A 14434-nucleotide genomic window follows, 5' to 3' on the forward strand; every position below is an offset into this window, starting at 1 on the left:
CCGGCGGGGTCCGGGGCCTGTGGGGAGGTAGCGCCCCCCGGCCTTATGCTTTCTTCCGCCGCCTCCGCAGCAGCATCCCCTTCACCTCGAGGAGGTTCACCGCCTTGAGGAGATGCGCCGCCGCGAAATAGGTCAGGCAACCCGAGAGGATCAGCGCCGCCAGCGCCGCGAAGCGGAAGCCGGGCCCGGCGGGGAAGAGCAGCGATTCCATCCCCCAGAGCACCAGCCCCATCGCCGCGGAGGCCAGCAGCAGCCGTGGCACGCGCTGGCGCAGCCGGCGGTCCGGCAGGAAATGTCCCTGCCGCCAGAGCAGCGCCCCCAGCGCCACGGCGTTGAACCAGGCCGAGAGCGCCGTCGCCAGCGCCACGCCGACATGGCTCAGCCATTGGGTCAGCACCAGGTTGAGCGCCAGGTTCAGCGCGACGGCGGCGAAGCCCACCTTCACCGGCGTCGCCGTGTCCCCCCGGGCGAAGAAGCCGGGGGCGAAGATCTTCACCAGCACATAGGCCGGCAGGCCGATGGCATAGGCGGCCAGCGCCGCCGCCGTCGCCTCCGCCTCGGCGAGGCCGAAGACGCCGCGCTGGAACAGCACGATGACGATCGGCCCGGCCGCCACCGCCTGCCCGACCGCGGCCGGCAGGCAGAGCAGCAGCGACAGCTCCGCCGCCCGGTTCATGGTGCGATGGGCCGACAGGCTCTCGCCCGAGCGCACCTGGCGCGAGAGCAGCGGCAGCATCGCCGTGCCCACCGCCGCGCCGATGACGCCGAGCGGCAGCTGCCCCACCCGGTCGGCGTAGTACAGGTAGGAGACGGCGCCGGCCGGCAGGAAGCTGGCGATGATGACGTCGACCGCGAGATTGAGCTGGGTGACGCCGGCCCCGATGATGCCGGGGATCATCCGCCGCAGCACCTGCCGCACCTCGGGCGCCAGGCTCGGCAGCCGCAGGAAGTGCAGCGCCATCCCCGCCCGTGCGCAGGCCCAGAGCACGAGGCCAAGCTGCACCGCGCCGGAGACAGTGACGCCCCAGGCCAGCGCATGGGCCGGCGTCGCCACATAGGGCGTGAGCACCAGCAGCGATGCCATCGACAGCAGGTTGAAGAAGATCGGCGCGGCGGCGGCGGCGGCGAAGCGGTCGAGCCCGTTCAGCACGCCCGAGACCAGCGCGGTCAGGCAGATCAGCAGCAGATAGGGGAAGGTGATCCGCGTCAGCTCGATGGCGAGCTGGAATTTCGCCGGGTCGTCCGAGAAGCCCGGCGCCAGCACCTGCATGAGCTGCGGCATGGTGAGCAGGCCGATGCCGACCAGCAGCGAGAGCCAGAGGGTCATCAGCGCTGCCATCCGCTCGGCCAGCTGCTGCGCCACGCGTGGCCCCTGCACCGCGAGCGTCCCTGCGAAGGCCGGCACGAAGGCCGCGTTGAAGGCACCCTCCCCGAACAGCCGGCGGAACAGGTTGGGCAGCTTCAGCGCGACGAAGAAGCAATCCGCCATCGGCCCGGCACCGAGCCGGGCGGCGATGAACATATCCCGCGCGAAGCCGAGGACGCGGCTGGCCATGGTCCAGCCGCCAACGGTGAGGACGCCTTTGAGCATGGCGCGCCCTCTAGCCTGGATTCATGCCGGGGGCGAGGCTTGTGCGGTGTCCATGATCCATCGCGCGAAAGCGTCAAAGGCTGGCTCCCCCGCGCGGAAGGGTTGATGCACGAGGAACCACCCGCCCCCCTTCGAGACGAAGCGCGGAAACGGCGCCACCAGCCGCCCCGCCGCCAGGTCGTCATCGATATAGGGCCGGATGCCCATGGCGACGCCGACGCCATCCGCCGCCGCCTGCAGCGCATGGCCATAGAAATCGAAGCGCGGCCCCCCTGCGACGAGGCCCGGTAGCCCCGCCGCCGCCAGCCAGCGCGGCCAGTCCTCCGGCGCATGGGCGACGCGCAGCAGGCTCTCCCCCGCCAGATCCTCCGGCCGCCGCAACCGCCGGGCGAGGGCGGGGGCGCAGACCGGCGTCAGGTCGGCGGCGAAGAGCGGCTGCGCCACCAGCCCGGGCCAGTGCCCGTCGCCGAGCCGGATGCCGCAGGTCCAGTCCTCGGCGAAGGGCACGCCGGCGCCACCGGTGGTGATCCGCACCTCGATCCCCGGCTCCCGCCGCTGCCACTCGGCAAGGCGGGGGATCAGCCAGCGGATGGCGAAGGTCGGGCCGACGCCGAGCGTCAGCACCTGCCGCCCGCCCATGCCGGCGACCTCCTCCGTCAGCCCGGCCAGGCTGTCGAGCAGGCCGGTGAGGCCGGTGCGATATCGTAAGCCCGCCGCGGTCAGTGTCAGCCGGTTGGCCCGGCGCTCGAACAGGGGCAGGCCGAGCCGTGCCTCCAGCAGCTTCACCATGCGGCTGATGGCGGCCGGGCTGACATGCAGCTCCGCCGCCGCGGCGGCGAAGCTGCCGGTACGCCCCGCCGCCTCGAAGGCACGGATCCCGTTGAGGAAGGGCAGCCTTCGCATGCGGGCAGGCTCAACTTTCCTGAGGCTCAGCCCAGGATATCCCGGTTTGTGACGGCGCCTCAACGGGTGCAGAGAAGACAGCATGGCACCCCTCACCATCCTGCTGCTCTGCCTCGTGATGCTCGGCACCTCCTTCCTCTCCGGCATCTTCGGCATGGCGGGCGGGCTGGTGCTGATCGGCGTGCTGCTCGCCCTGATGCCGCTCCCCGAGGCGATGGCGCTGCATGCGGTGACGCAGATGGCCTCCAATGGCTGGCGCGGCGTCCTCTGGCGGCGGCACATCCTCTGGCGGCCGCTGCTGGCCATCGGCGCCGGCTTCGGCCTCGCGCTGCTGCTCTGGAGCCTGGTCGGCTGGGTGCCGGACAAGCCGCTGGCGCTGCTCGCCCTCGGCATCACCCCCTTCCTGGTCAAGGTGATGCCGGCCCGGCTGGCGCCGGACCCGCACAACCCCGCCCAGGGCCTCGCCTATGGCGGCGTCGCCATGTCGCTGATGCTGCTGACCGGCGTCTCCGGCCCGCTGATCGACCGCTTCTTCCTCGGGAGAAAGGAGGGGGGCGGCGGGCTCGACCGGCGGCAGATCGTCGCCACCAAGGCGGCCGGGCAGGTGCTCGGCCATGCGCTGAAACTCGCCTATTTCAGCGGCCTCGCCGGCCAGACCGGCGATCTCGACTGGCGCCTCGCGCTGATGGGCGTGGCCTGCTCCATGCTCGGCACCACCCTCGCCCGTCGCGTGCTCGAGGCGATGACCGACACCCAGTACCGAAGCTGGACGGACCGGCTGATCGGCGCCGTCTCCGGCACCTACATCCTGTACGGCGGCTACCTGCTGGCGGTGGCGCCCTGACGGAAGGAACGGCCATGACGGATGTCATCACGCCCCTGATCCGCGACCTCGTCGCCTCGCTCGCCCCGGCGCCGCGGCCCTACCAGCAGGTCATCGAGGCCTGGCGCACCTCCTGCCCCCGGCTGACGGTCTGGGAGGATGCGCTGGATGGCGGCTTCGTCGCCCTCACCCGCGACGCCAGGGGCGGGTTGCAGGTGGTCGCCACCCCACGCGGCCGGGCGCTGCTGGACGAGAAACCGCTGGACGCGAAGCAGCCCCCGATACTATAGGAATTTGGTCACAACGCCATTTCGACCGGGGCGTGGGCAGCTGGCGGCTCAAACCCACAATTCCTCAAATTCCGGCAAGTCTCGAAGTCTTTTCAATCCCTTACGCGCCGCCACCTCAAGCGTCTTGAGGCGAATTGAAGCGGCGCGAAGCCGGCGCGCCACAGAAGGTGTCTCGCCAGCCCGCTCCCGTTGCGGCAATGACCGCCGGGATGACGATGCTCGCCCCTCACCGCCGGGTGCTGCTGATGCGCCGCCTGACCCATCTGGCGGCGCGCCTGCGCGGCTGGGTACGCGGCAGCGAGGTGGCGGTGGTCGGCCTCGCGGTGCTGATCGGCATCGCCGTCGGGGTCCTGGCCTGGGGCATGGGGGCCGCCGCGCACGGGTTGCAGCGCCTGCTCTACGGGCTGGAGCCGCATCTCCGCCTTTCCGCCGCGACGCGGCTGCCGACCTGGCAGCTCCTGCTGGTCCCGACGCTGGGCGGGCTGGCGCTCGCCGGGCTGAACCGCATCATCGCCCGCTGGCGGCCGCGCTCGCCGGTTGATCCGATCGAGGCGAATGCGCTGCGCGGCGGCCGGCTCTCGCTGACCGATGGCGTGGTGGTCGGCGCGCAGACCGTGGTCTCGAACGGCGTCGGCGCCTCGGTCGGGCTGGAGGCAGGCTATGCCCAGATGGGCGGCGGCCTCGCCTCCCGCCTCGGCCGGGCCTTCTCGCTGCGGCGGGGCGACCTCCGCATCCTGGTCGGCGCGGGCACGGCGGGGGCGATCGGCGCCGCCTTCAACGCCCCGCTCACCGGCGCCTTCTACGCCTTCGAGCTCGTCATCGGCACCTACAGCATCGCCGCCCTCTTCCCCGTGGTGGCGAGCGCGGTCAGCGCCGTCCTCGTCGCCCGCCTGCTGCAGGCCGGCACCTATGTGGTGGAGACGACGGCGCCGGGTGTCGTGGACCCGGTCTACTACCCGCTCGCCCTGCTGGTCGGCGCGCTGTCGGGCCTGGCCGGCATTGCCCTGATGCGCGGGGTCGGCACCACCGAGAGCCTGCTGACCCGCGCCATCCCCTCGCCGACGCTGCGCCTCGGCCTCGGCGGGCTGGCGGTCGGCGGGCTGGCGCTGATCTCGCCCGTCGCCCTCTCGGCCGGGCATGGCGCGCTGCACACCGCCTTCATGACCGAGGCGCCGGCTTGGCCGGTGCTGGCCCTGCTGCTGGTGAAGGCGATGGCCTCCATCATCTCGCTCGGCAGCGGCTTCCGCGGTGGGCTGTTCTTCGCCTCGCTGCTGATCGGCGCGCTCGGCGGCAAGCTCTTCGCCGGCGTGCTGGCCATGATCTCGCCGCCCGGGCCCGACCCGCTGATCCTCACCATCGTCGGGATGAGCGCCTTCGGCGCCGCGGTGATCGGCGCGCCGCTGTCGATGACCTTCCTGGCGCTGGAGACCACCGGCAGCCTCGCCGTCGCCGGCCCGGTGCTGGCGGCGGTCGCGGTGTCCGGCCTCATCGTCCGGCGGCTCTTCGGCTATTCCTTCGCCACCTGGCGCTTCCACCTGCGCGGCGAGGCGATCCGCAGCGCGCACGACATCGGCTGGGTGAACGACCTGACCGTCGGCAGCCTGATGAGGCGGGAGGTGCCCATGGCCCCCGCGACGCTAGATCTCGCCGCCTTCCGCCTGCGCTTCCCGCTCGGCGCGGTCAGCCGGGTGGTGGTGACGGGCGAGGGCGGGCGCTATGCCGGCATCGTCTCGGTGGCCGAGGCGCATGCGGCACCGCCCGAGGGCGGGCTCGAGGGGCTGCTGCAGATGACCGACCGGGTGCTGCTGCCGAGCATGAATGCCCGCATCGCCATGTCCGCCTTCGAGGCAGCCGAGGCCGAGGCCATGGCGGTGGTGGACGGCCCCGGCCGCCGCGTCATCGGCCTGCTGACCGAAGCCCACCTCCTCCGCCGCTACGGCGAGGAGGTGGAGAAGCGGCGGCGCGAGGAAAGCGGCATCGCCTCGGGCTGACCAGGCCATGATCACGGATCATGGCCTGGCCTGCTGCCTTGTCGCATGATTGACGCCCCCGGCCGTTCCAGCCCGCGGCGGTCATGCCCTATTCCTGGGCGAGGCCGGCCGTGCTGTCCTTCTTGCCGAGGCCGGTCGCCTTGTCCTCGGCCTGCCCGGCGCCTTCCGGGCCGTTGTCGTCCGGCACGCCGCCCTTGACGCCGATATTCACCGGCCCGCCCGGTGCAGCCGAATCGGTGCGGTTGTTGTTCTCGCCCGGCGAGGGCTTGTACTGATTCGTCTTGTCCCGCTGCGGGGCGTGCGGGCCATGGCTGCTGGTGAGGTTTTCCTGCGGCTCGATATTGCTGCGGCGATCGGGTTCCGGCGGCATGCGATGATGTCTCCCTGTAGGCTCAGGGAGAGGCAACGCGTCAGCCGCCTATCGGATCATGCCGGATCGGCCGCCGCCCGCGGGGCCGCCACCACCAGGCCGCCGCCCTCGCCGCCCGGCGGCGTCAGCGCCGCCTCCACCGCCCGGCGCAGCGGCGCCAGCTTGCGCTCGTTCTCGACCTTCAGGCCGAAGACGTCCTTCACGTAGAAGACATCAACTGCGCGGACACCATAGGTGGTGATATGCGCGGAGGCGATCTGCAGCCCCTGGTCGCTGATCGCCGCCGTCACGTCATGCAGCAGGCCCGGCCGGTCGCGCCCGTTCACCTCGATCACCGTATGGGTGTTCGAGGCATGGTTGTCGAAGACCACGCGTGGCGGCACCGTCACGGCGCGCAGCCGCGCCGGCTCCCGCCGGACCTTCCTGATCTCGTCCCGCAACCTGAGCCGGCCGGAGAGCGCCTGCTCGATCAGCACCGAGAGGCGCGCGAGCCGGTGCGGCGCATCGAAGGCCCCACCCGCCGCGTCCTGCACCCAGAAGGTGTCGAGCGCCATGCCATTGGTCAGCGTATGGATCCGCGCATCGACGATGCTGGCCCCGGCAACGGCGAGCGCGCCGGCGATGCGGCTGAACAGGCCCGGATGGTCGGCGGCATAGATCGTCACCTCCGTCACCGCCCGCGCCTCCATCACCCGGGTGCGGACGGTGAGCGGCGCCTGCACCGCCTCCGCCTCGCGGATCAGCGCGGCATGGCGGGCATGGGTTTCCGCATCGAAGGACAGCCAATAGCCGGGATAGCCGAGAGAGAGGAATTTCTCCCGCTCCACCGCCGGCCAGGCTTCCAGCATGGCGCCCGCCGCATCCCGCGCGCGGGCCACGCGCACGTCGCGCTCCGGCACGGAGAGACCGCCGGCCAGCACCTCGGCCACGCGCCAGTAGACCTCGCGCAGCAGGGTCGCCTTCCAGCCGTTCCAGACCTTGGGGCCGACCGCGCGCATGTCGCAGACCGTCAGCACCAGCAGCAGGCGGAGGCGTTCCGGCGATTGCACCAGGTCGGCGATGTCGAGGATGGTCTTCGGGTCCTCGATGTCGCGCTTGAAGGCGGTCTGGCTGACCAGCAGATGGTGCAGCACCAGCCAGGAGACGGTCTCCGTCTCCTCCGGGTTCAGGCCGATGCGCGGGCAGAGCTCGGTCGCGATGCGGGCACCGAGTTCCGAATGGTCGCCGCCGCGGCCCTTGGCGATGTCGTGCAGCAGGCAGGCGGCATAGAGCGCGCGGCGGGACTGCAGCTGGCCGATCAGCTCCGAGGCCACGGGCGCAACCTCGCCCAGCTCGCCGCGCTCGATCTGCTGCAGCACGCCGATCGCCTCGATCGTGTGCTCGTCGACGGTGAAGACATGGTAGGTGTCGAACTGCATCAGCCCGACGATGCGCGCCCAGTCGGGGATGAAGCGCGAGAGGAAACCCGTCTCGTTCATCAGCCGCAGCCAGAGCGCGGCATCGCGGCCGGTCAGGATGTCGAGGAAGAGGGTATTCGCCTCCGCCTGGCCGCGCAGCGAGGCGGCGTGGTGCGCGTTGCGGATCAGCGCGCGGATCGCCAGCGGATGGATCTCCATCTTCCGGTCGCGCGCCGCCTTGACGATCCGCAGCATCAGCACCGGCTCGCGCGAGAAGTCCCGGTTCGGCGGCGCTGCCACCAGCTTGCCGTCGGCGAGCGCGAGGCCCGCCTCGGCCAGCGCGGCATCGCCCTGGCGGCGGACGGCGGGCGGACCGAGCGCCGCGCGCTCGAGCGCCGGCTCCAGCACCCGGGTCAGCCGCAGCACGTCGCGCACCGTGAGGAACAGGTGCTTCATGAAGCGCTCGACGCCGTCCTGCCGGCCGCGCGGCGTATAGCCCATGCGGGCGCCGACCACGGGCTGGAAGTCGAAGGTCAGCCGCTCCTCCGCCCGGCCGGCGACGTAGTGGAGATGGAAGCGGACGGTCCAGAGGAAATTCCAGGCGCGGCGGATGGCCCGCGCCTCATGCTCGGTGATGAGGCCGCCGCCCGGGCTGTCCTCGCCCACCAGCTCCGGCATGCGCTGGGTGCCGAAGGCGTAGCGGGCGAGCCAGTAGAGGGTCTGCAGGTCACGCAGCCCGCCCCGCCCCTCCTTCACATGCGGCTCCACCAGGAAGGGGCTGTCGCCGTAGCGCGCATGACGTCCCGCCCGCTCCTGCCGCTTGGCGGCGAGGAAGGGTGCCAGGCCACGCTCCCGCCGCGTGGCGTCGAAGGCGGTGCTGAAGCGGTCGAAGACCGGGCGCTCGCCCACCAGGAAGCGGGCATCGACCAGGGCGGTGAGCACCGTGGTGTCGCGTCCCGCCTCCTCCAGGCAGTCGCGGATGCTGCGCGTGGCGTGGCCGACCTTCAGCCCGAGATCCCAGAGCAGGTAGAGGATGAACTCCACCACCCGCTGCGCCCGCGGACCGGCCTGTTGGTCCGTCAGGAAGAGCAGGTCGATATCGGAGAAGGGCGCCAGCACGCCGCGGCCATAGCCGCCGGTCGCCACCAGGGCGAAGGGCGGCTCCGCCTCCTCGGCGGCGTTGCGGGGCGGGACCATGGCGAGGGCATAGGCATGGATCGCGCTCATCAGCCCATCGGCCAGCGCCGCCAGCCAGCGCCCGGCGGGCAGCCCGCCCATCTCATGGTTCTCGAAGGCATCCTGCACCCGGCCCTGGATGCGGCCGAGATGGCTGCGCAACAGGTCGAGCGCCTGCTCGCGCCGTAGGGGGCCCGCCACCAGCTCGGCGATCAGGTCGGGGAGGACCCCGGGCGCATCGGCCGGGGCTGACGGCCGGGGGGTGTCGCCCCGGGCCGGGAAGGTCGCCGCTTTGGTCATTCCCGTAAGCCTAACGCCACTCAGGCGCGGTTGACAGCGCCATCCATGAGGGTGCGGAGATGATAGATCATCTCCTGCGCCTCCCGCGGCGAAAGCCTGTCCGGGTCGAGCGCCGCCAGCGCCGCCAGGGCAGGGTGCTCCGGGCTCGGGGCCGGCGCGGCGCTGGGGCGGGCGAAGAGCGGCAGCTCATCCGAGAGCGGGTCGAGCCCCCGCGCGCGCTCCTCGAGCGAGGCCAGCACCTGCCCGGCGCGGGCGAGCACGGCGCGCGGCACGCCGGCGAGCTTCGCCACATGCAGGCCCCAGCTCCGCTCCGCCGTGCCGGGGGCGACGCTGTGGAGGAAGACCACCTCGCCCCTCCACTCCCGCACCCGCATGGTGGCGAGCGAGAGTTCCGGCAGCTTGCCGGCGAGCGCCGTCAGCTCATGGAAATGCGTGGCGAAGATGGTGCGGCAGCGCGTGCGGTCATGCAGCGCCTCCAGCACCGCCCAGGCGATGGCGAGCCCGTCCCAGGTCGCGGTGCCGCGCCCGACCTCATCGAGCACGACCAGGCTGCGCGGCCCGGCGAGGTTCAGGATGGCCGCCGTCTCCGCCATCTCCACCATGAAGGTGGATCGCCCGCCGGCGAGGTCGTCCGAGGCCCCGACGCGCGAGAACAGCCTGTCGGTAAGGCCGATCCGTGCCCGCTCCGCCGGGACGAAGAGCCCGGCCTGGGCGAGCACGACGAAGAGCGCATTCTGCCGCAGGAAGGTCGATTTGCCCGCCATGTTCGGCCCGGTCAGCAGGCAGATGCGCTGGCCGGCCGAGAGGTCGCAGTCATTGGGGACGAAGGCGCCCGCCCGGCTGCGGGCCAGCGCCGCGACGACGACGGGGTGCCGCCCGCCCGTGATGGCGAAGTCCGGCCGCTCGGTCATCTCCGGCCGGCACCAGCCGCCATCGGCGGCGAGCTCGGCACTGGCGGCCTGGATGTCGATCTCGGCCAGCGCCTCGGCTGCGCCGGCGATCCCGGCGGCGGCGGCGAGGCAGAGGGTGCGGAGATGACGGGTGATGAGCCGCTCCCGCCGCGATGCCTCATCCGCCGCCTCGGAAAGGCGCCGGTCGAGCCCGGCCAGCGCCGCGCAGGTGAAGCGCACGCCATTCGCCATGGTCTGGCGATGGATCGGCGCGAAATCGCCGGTGGCCTTGGGTGGCGCATCCCGCAGCAGCTTCTCGCCGGCGGCGGCGGGCAACTCGGCGAGGTAGCCGAATTGCTGGTGGTGGCGGATCTTCAGCGCGGCGACGCCCCAGGCCTGGCACAGGTCGAGCTGCAACGCGGCGATGGCGCCGCGCGCATCGTCCCGCAGCCGGCGGAGCGCATCGAGCTGGCCGTCATAGCCGGGGGCGACGATGCCGGCATCGTCCAGCCGGGCCGGCAGGCTCTCGGCCAGCGCGCGGGCGAGTTCCGGCGCCGGGTCGGGCTCCGGCCGCAGCGCGGCGGCGGAGCGGGCCAGCAGGGGCGGGATGGCGGCCAGCCCCACAGGATGCCCGAGCGCCTCGGCGATGGTGGTGGCGCGCGTCAGGCCGTCGCGGATCGCGGCCAGGTCGCGCGGGGCGAAGCGGTCGAGCGAGAGGCGCGCCAGGGCGCGGGCCATGTCCGGCGTCCCCTTCAGCACCGCGCGGATGGCGCCCCGCAGCGCCGGCGCCGCGAGCAGCGCCGCGACCGCATCGTGCCGGGCCCGGATCGGGTCACCATCGGCCAGCGGGCAGGCGAGGCGGGCGGCGAGCAGCCGGCTGCCGGCGGCCGTCACGCAGCGATCGACGGCCCCCAGCAGGCAATCCCGCGACCCGCCCCGTTCGGCACGGAGGATCTCGAGGCTGCGCCGCGTCGCCGCATCCATCTGCAGCACGCCCTGGCTGCCGCGCGGCACCGGGCGGGAGAGATGCGCCAGCGCGCCGGACTGCGCGCCCTTCTGCGTCGTCTTCAGGTAGTCGAGCGCCATGGCGGCAGCCGCGATCTCGGCCGGGTGGTATTCGCCGAACCCCTCCAGCGTCGAGACGCCATAGGCCTCGGCAACGCGGCGGGTAGCATCCCGCGGCACCGCCGTTTCCACCGCCCCGGCGAGGCCGAGCGCCGCCGGGGCCAGCACCTCCGAGGGCTCCAGCCGGGCGAGCAGGGCGTGGAGGTCGGCCCGGGCCAGCGCCTCGGTCTCGAAGGCGCCGGTCGAGAGATCGAGCCAGGCGGCGCCCAGCTCCTCCTCCACGGGTGCGAGGGCGAGCAGCCAGGCCGGCCGGGCCGCCTCCAGCAGCGTCTCCTCGGTGACCGTGCCAGGGGTGACGAGCCGCACCACCTCCCGTCGGACGGCCGGGGCCTTGCGGCGCTTCGCCTCCTCCGGCGTCTCCATCTGTTCGCAGATGGCGACACGGAAGCCACGGCGGATGAGCCGGGCCAGATAGCTCTCATGGCTATGGGCCGGGACGCCGCACATCGGAATCTTCTGGCCCTGATGCTCGCCCCGATAGGTCAGCGCGATGTCGAGCGCCTCGGCGGCGGCCTCGGCATCCGCGAAGAAGAGCTCGAAGAAATCGCCCATGCGGAAGAAGAGCAGCGCATCGGGGTGGCCCGCCTTGGCGGCGAACCATTGCGCTATTGCGGGCGAGGCGCCCTCGGCGGTGAGCGGGCGGGGGTTGGGGTCCGGCAGGCTGTCCATTCCCCTCTCTCTAGACCGGCCCCGGCATCTTCGCAGCCGCAAACCCGCGGCCTTCACGAAGCGCGCCCTGGCTGCGACACTGCCTGCTCATGCGCGGCGGGGCGATGCGCCGCCGCAACGGCTCGGGGAAGAGAACGGCCATGGACGACGCGCACAAGGGCACCCTGCCCCCCATTTCGCTGGCGGATGTGCGCACCGCGCGGGTGACGCCGGAGGAGGCGCTGGCGCTGCATGCGGAGGGGCGGCCCGGCAAGCTGGAGATCCGCCTGACCAAGCCGCTGATCACCGCGCGGGACCTCAGCCTCGCCTACAGCCCGGGCGTGGCGGAGCCCTGCCTGCACATCGCGCGCGATGCCGCGCTCGCCTACGACTATACCTCGAAAGGCAATTTCGTCGCCGTCGTCTCCAACGGCACCGCTGTGCTGGGCCTCGGCAACCTTGGCGCGCTGGCCTCGAAGCCGGTGATGGAGGGCAAGGTCGCCCTCTTCAAGCGCTTCGCCGATGTGGATGGCATCGACCTCTGCGTCGGCACCGAGGATGTGGACGAGTTCGTCAACGCCGTCCGTCATCTCGGCCCGTCCTTCGGCGGGATCAACCTCGAGGACATCAAGGCGCCGGAATGCTTCGTCATCGAGCAGCGGCTGCGCGAGCTGATGGACATCCCCGTCTTCCATGACGACCAGCACGGCACCGCCATCGTCGCCGCGGCCGGCCTGCTGAACGCCGTCCACCTGACGGGGCGGGAGCTGCGCGACATCACCATCGTCATCAACGGCGCCGGCGCCGCGGCCATCGCCTGCGCCGAGCTGATGAAGGCGATGGGCGTCACGCCGCGCAACGTCATCCTCTGCGACACCAAGGGTGTGGTCTATCGCGGCCGCACCGAGGGCATGAACCAGTGGAAATCGGCCCATGCGGTCGAGACCCAGGCGCGGACGCTGGCCCAGGCGATGGAGGGGGCGGACTGCTTCTTCGGCCTCTCGGTCAAAGGCGCCGTGACGCCCGAGATGCTGCGCAGCATGGCCGACAAGCCGATCGTCTTCGCCATGGCGAACCCGGACCCCGAGATCACGCCGGAGGAGGCGAAGGCGGTGCGGCCGGACTGCATCATCGCCACCGGCCGCAGCGACTACCCGAACCAGGTCAACAACGTCCTCGGCTTTCCCTTCATCTTCCGCGGCGCGCTCGACGTGCGGGCCAGCACCATCAACGACGCGATGAAGGTGGCCGCCGCGCGGTCGCTGGCCATGCTGGCGCGGGAGGACGTGCCGGAGGAGGTGAATACCGCCGGTGCCGGGCCCGGCACCGCGCTGCGCTTCGGGCCCGAATACATCATCCCCAATGCCTTCGACCCGCGGCTGATCTCCCGCGTGCCGGTCGCCGTCGCCCATGCGGCGATGGAGAGCGGCGTGGCGCGGAAGCCGATCCCCGACCTGGTGCGCTATGCCCGCACCCTGGCCGGCCGGCTGGACGCCACGGCCAATGCGATGGAGCTCATCACCGAGCGGGTGCGCGCCAACCCGCGTACCGTGGTCTTCGCCGAGGGCGAGGAGGAGAAGGTGGTCCGCGCCGCCATCGCCTTCCATGCCTCGGGCTATGGCAACCCGGTGCTGGTCGGGCGTGAGGACCGCATCCAGGGGGTGTTCCGCACCCTCGGCGTGGAGCAGCCTTCCGGCATCACCATCCGCAATGCCCGCAATTCCGACAGCAACCGGCGCTATGCCGACTACCTCTATGCCCGCCGGCAGCGCGAGGGCTTCCTGTTCCGCGACTGCCAGCGGCTGGTGAACCAGGACCGCAACGTCTTCGCCGGCTGCATGCTGGCGCTCGGCGATGCGGATGCCGTCGTCACTGGCGTGACGCGGAGCTATGCGGTGGCGCTGGAGGGCATCGCCTCGGCTATCGACCCGGCGCCGGGCGAGGTGCTGTTCGGCCTGACGCTGCTGCTGGCCCGCGTCTCCGGCACTGTCTTCGTCGCCGACACCGCCATCCATGAACGGCCGGATGCCGCGACCCTGGCCGAGATCGCGGTGCAGTCGGCCGCGGCCGCGCGGCGCCTCGGGCATGAGCCGCGCGTCGCCTTCCTCTCCTTCTCCACCTTCGGCGACCCCAAAGGCCATATCCCTGGCAGCCTGCGCGAGGCGGTGAAGCTGCTCGACGAGCGCAAGGTGGATTTCGAGTATGACGGCGAGATGGCGGCCGATGTGGCGCTGGACCCGGCGCTCAGGGCGCATCTCTACCCCTTCTGCCGCCTGACCGGCCCGGCCAATGTGCTGGTGATGCCGGGGCTCCATGCCGCGCACATCCTGACCAAGGCGGTGCCGCGCCTGACCAGCGGCACGGCGATCGGGCCGCTGCTGATGGGCATGTCCCGCCCGGTGCAGATCGTGCCGATGGATGCGAGCGTGACCCAGCTGCTCGACATGGCCTGCCTCGCGGCCCATGCCGCGATCGGCCGGTGACGCTCTTCACCATAGGCTATGAGGAGACGGTGCCGGGGCGGCTGATCGAGACGCTGCATGGCGCCGGCGTCTCGACGCTCGTCGATGTGCGGGCCTTGGCCAATAGCCGGAAGCCGGGCTTCGCCAAGACGGCGCTCTCGGCGGCCCTGGCGGAGGCCGGCATCGGCTACGAGCATGTGAAGGCACTCGGCACGCCGGCCGAGGGCAGGGCGGCGGTGCGGGCCGGGCGGCCGGCGGAGATGCGGCGCATTTTCGGGGCGCATCTGGCGGGGCTGGAGGCGCAGGCGGCGCTGGCCGGGCTGGCCAACCGCGTGGCACGCGAAACAATCTGCCTGCTATGCTTGGAAGCCGATCCGGCACAATGCCACCGGACCTTGGTTGCGGAGGCGATCGCCGCCACAGTCGGGGCCAAGGTCACGCATCTCCATCCGGCCTGAGGAAGGACCC

The 14434-nt window shown here is 72.0% G+C and carries 10 protein-coding genes; 5 read left to right on the top strand and 5 right to left on the bottom strand.

Features of this window, described 5'->3' with window-relative positions:
• Window positions 1–43: 43 nt before the first annotated feature.
• On the bottom strand, window positions 44–1591 hold the full coding sequence (gene murJ, locus BLR02_RS09165; protein ID WP_090662552.1) for a murein biosynthesis integral membrane protein MurJ: 1548 nt from the start codon (window positions 1589–1591) through the stop codon (window positions 44–46).
• A 21-nt stretch (window positions 1592–1612) separates the two neighbouring features.
• Window positions 1613–2494 carry a LysR substrate-binding domain-containing protein gene (locus BLR02_RS09170; RefSeq protein WP_090662554.1) on the bottom strand — a complete coding sequence of 294 codons (882 nt, stop codon included), beginning with the start codon at window positions 2492–2494 and terminating at the stop codon, window positions 1613–1615.
• Window positions 2495–2576: 82 nt separating this feature from the next.
• Between BLR02_RS09170 and BLR02_RS09175 the strand changes: the two genes are divergently transcribed.
• The 3 genes from BLR02_RS09175 to BLR02_RS09185 all read left to right on the top strand — a co-directional run bounded on the left by BLR02_RS09175 (window position 2577) and on the right by BLR02_RS09185 (window position 5598).
• A complete protein-coding gene (locus BLR02_RS09175; RefSeq protein ID WP_090662556.1) occupies window positions 2577–3338 on the top strand; it encodes a sulfite exporter TauE/SafE family protein in 762 nt (253 codons plus the stop codon).
• A gap of 14 nt (window positions 3339–3352) precedes the next feature.
• Window positions 3353–3607: a hypothetical protein gene (locus BLR02_RS09180; protein WP_090662557.1), complete on the top strand. Its 255-nt coding sequence runs from the start codon at window positions 3353–3355 to the stop codon at window positions 3605–3607.
• A 209-nt stretch (window positions 3608–3816) separates the two neighbouring features.
• Entirely contained in the window at window positions 3817–5598 is a 1782-nt protein-coding gene (locus BLR02_RS09185) for a chloride channel protein (RefSeq protein ID WP_245704707.1), read from the top strand.
• A gap of 88 nt (window positions 5599–5686) precedes the next feature.
• Here BLR02_RS09185 and BLR02_RS09190 read toward each other — a convergent pair whose 3' ends face one another.
• Genes BLR02_RS09190 through mutS form a run of 3 tightly spaced genes read right to left on the bottom strand, consistent with a single transcriptional unit; the run spans window position 5687 to window position 11525 of the window.
• Window positions 5687–5968 (bottom strand): hypothetical protein, encoded by a 282-nt coding sequence (locus tag BLR02_RS09190; protein ID WP_090564432.1) that lies wholly within the window; start codon window positions 5966–5968, stop codon window positions 5687–5689.
• A 56-nt stretch (window positions 5969–6024) separates the two neighbouring features.
• Window positions 6025–8841 (bottom strand): [protein-PII] uridylyltransferase, encoded by a 2817-nt coding sequence (locus tag BLR02_RS09195; protein WP_090564430.1) that lies wholly within the window; start codon window positions 8839–8841, stop codon window positions 6025–6027.
• Between the two features lie 20 nt (window positions 8842–8861).
• A complete protein-coding gene (gene mutS, locus BLR02_RS09200; protein ID WP_090662559.1) occupies window positions 8862–11525 on the bottom strand; it encodes a DNA mismatch repair protein MutS in 2664 nt (887 codons plus the stop codon).
• Window positions 11526–11665: 140 nt separating this feature from the next.
• Between mutS and BLR02_RS09205 the strand changes: the two genes are divergently transcribed.
• Both BLR02_RS09205 and BLR02_RS09210 read left to right on the top strand, forming a co-directional pair.
• Complete coding sequence (locus BLR02_RS09205; RefSeq protein WP_176849457.1) at window positions 11666–13987, top strand: NADP-dependent malic enzyme; 2322 nt, start codon at window positions 11666–11668, stop codon at window positions 13985–13987.
• Window positions 13984–14424, top strand: a complete 441-nt coding sequence (locus tag BLR02_RS09210) for a DUF488 domain-containing protein (protein ID WP_090564424.1) — start codon at window positions 13984–13986, stop codon at window positions 14422–14424. The genes BLR02_RS09205 and BLR02_RS09210 overlap by 4 nt, the downstream gene beginning before the upstream one ends.
• Window positions 14425–14434: the final 10 nt, after the last annotated feature.

The sequence above is a fragment of the Belnapia rosea genome, assembly GCF_900101615.1.
Classification (GTDB): Bacteria; Pseudomonadota; Alphaproteobacteria; order Acetobacterales; family Acetobacteraceae; genus Belnapia; species Belnapia rosea.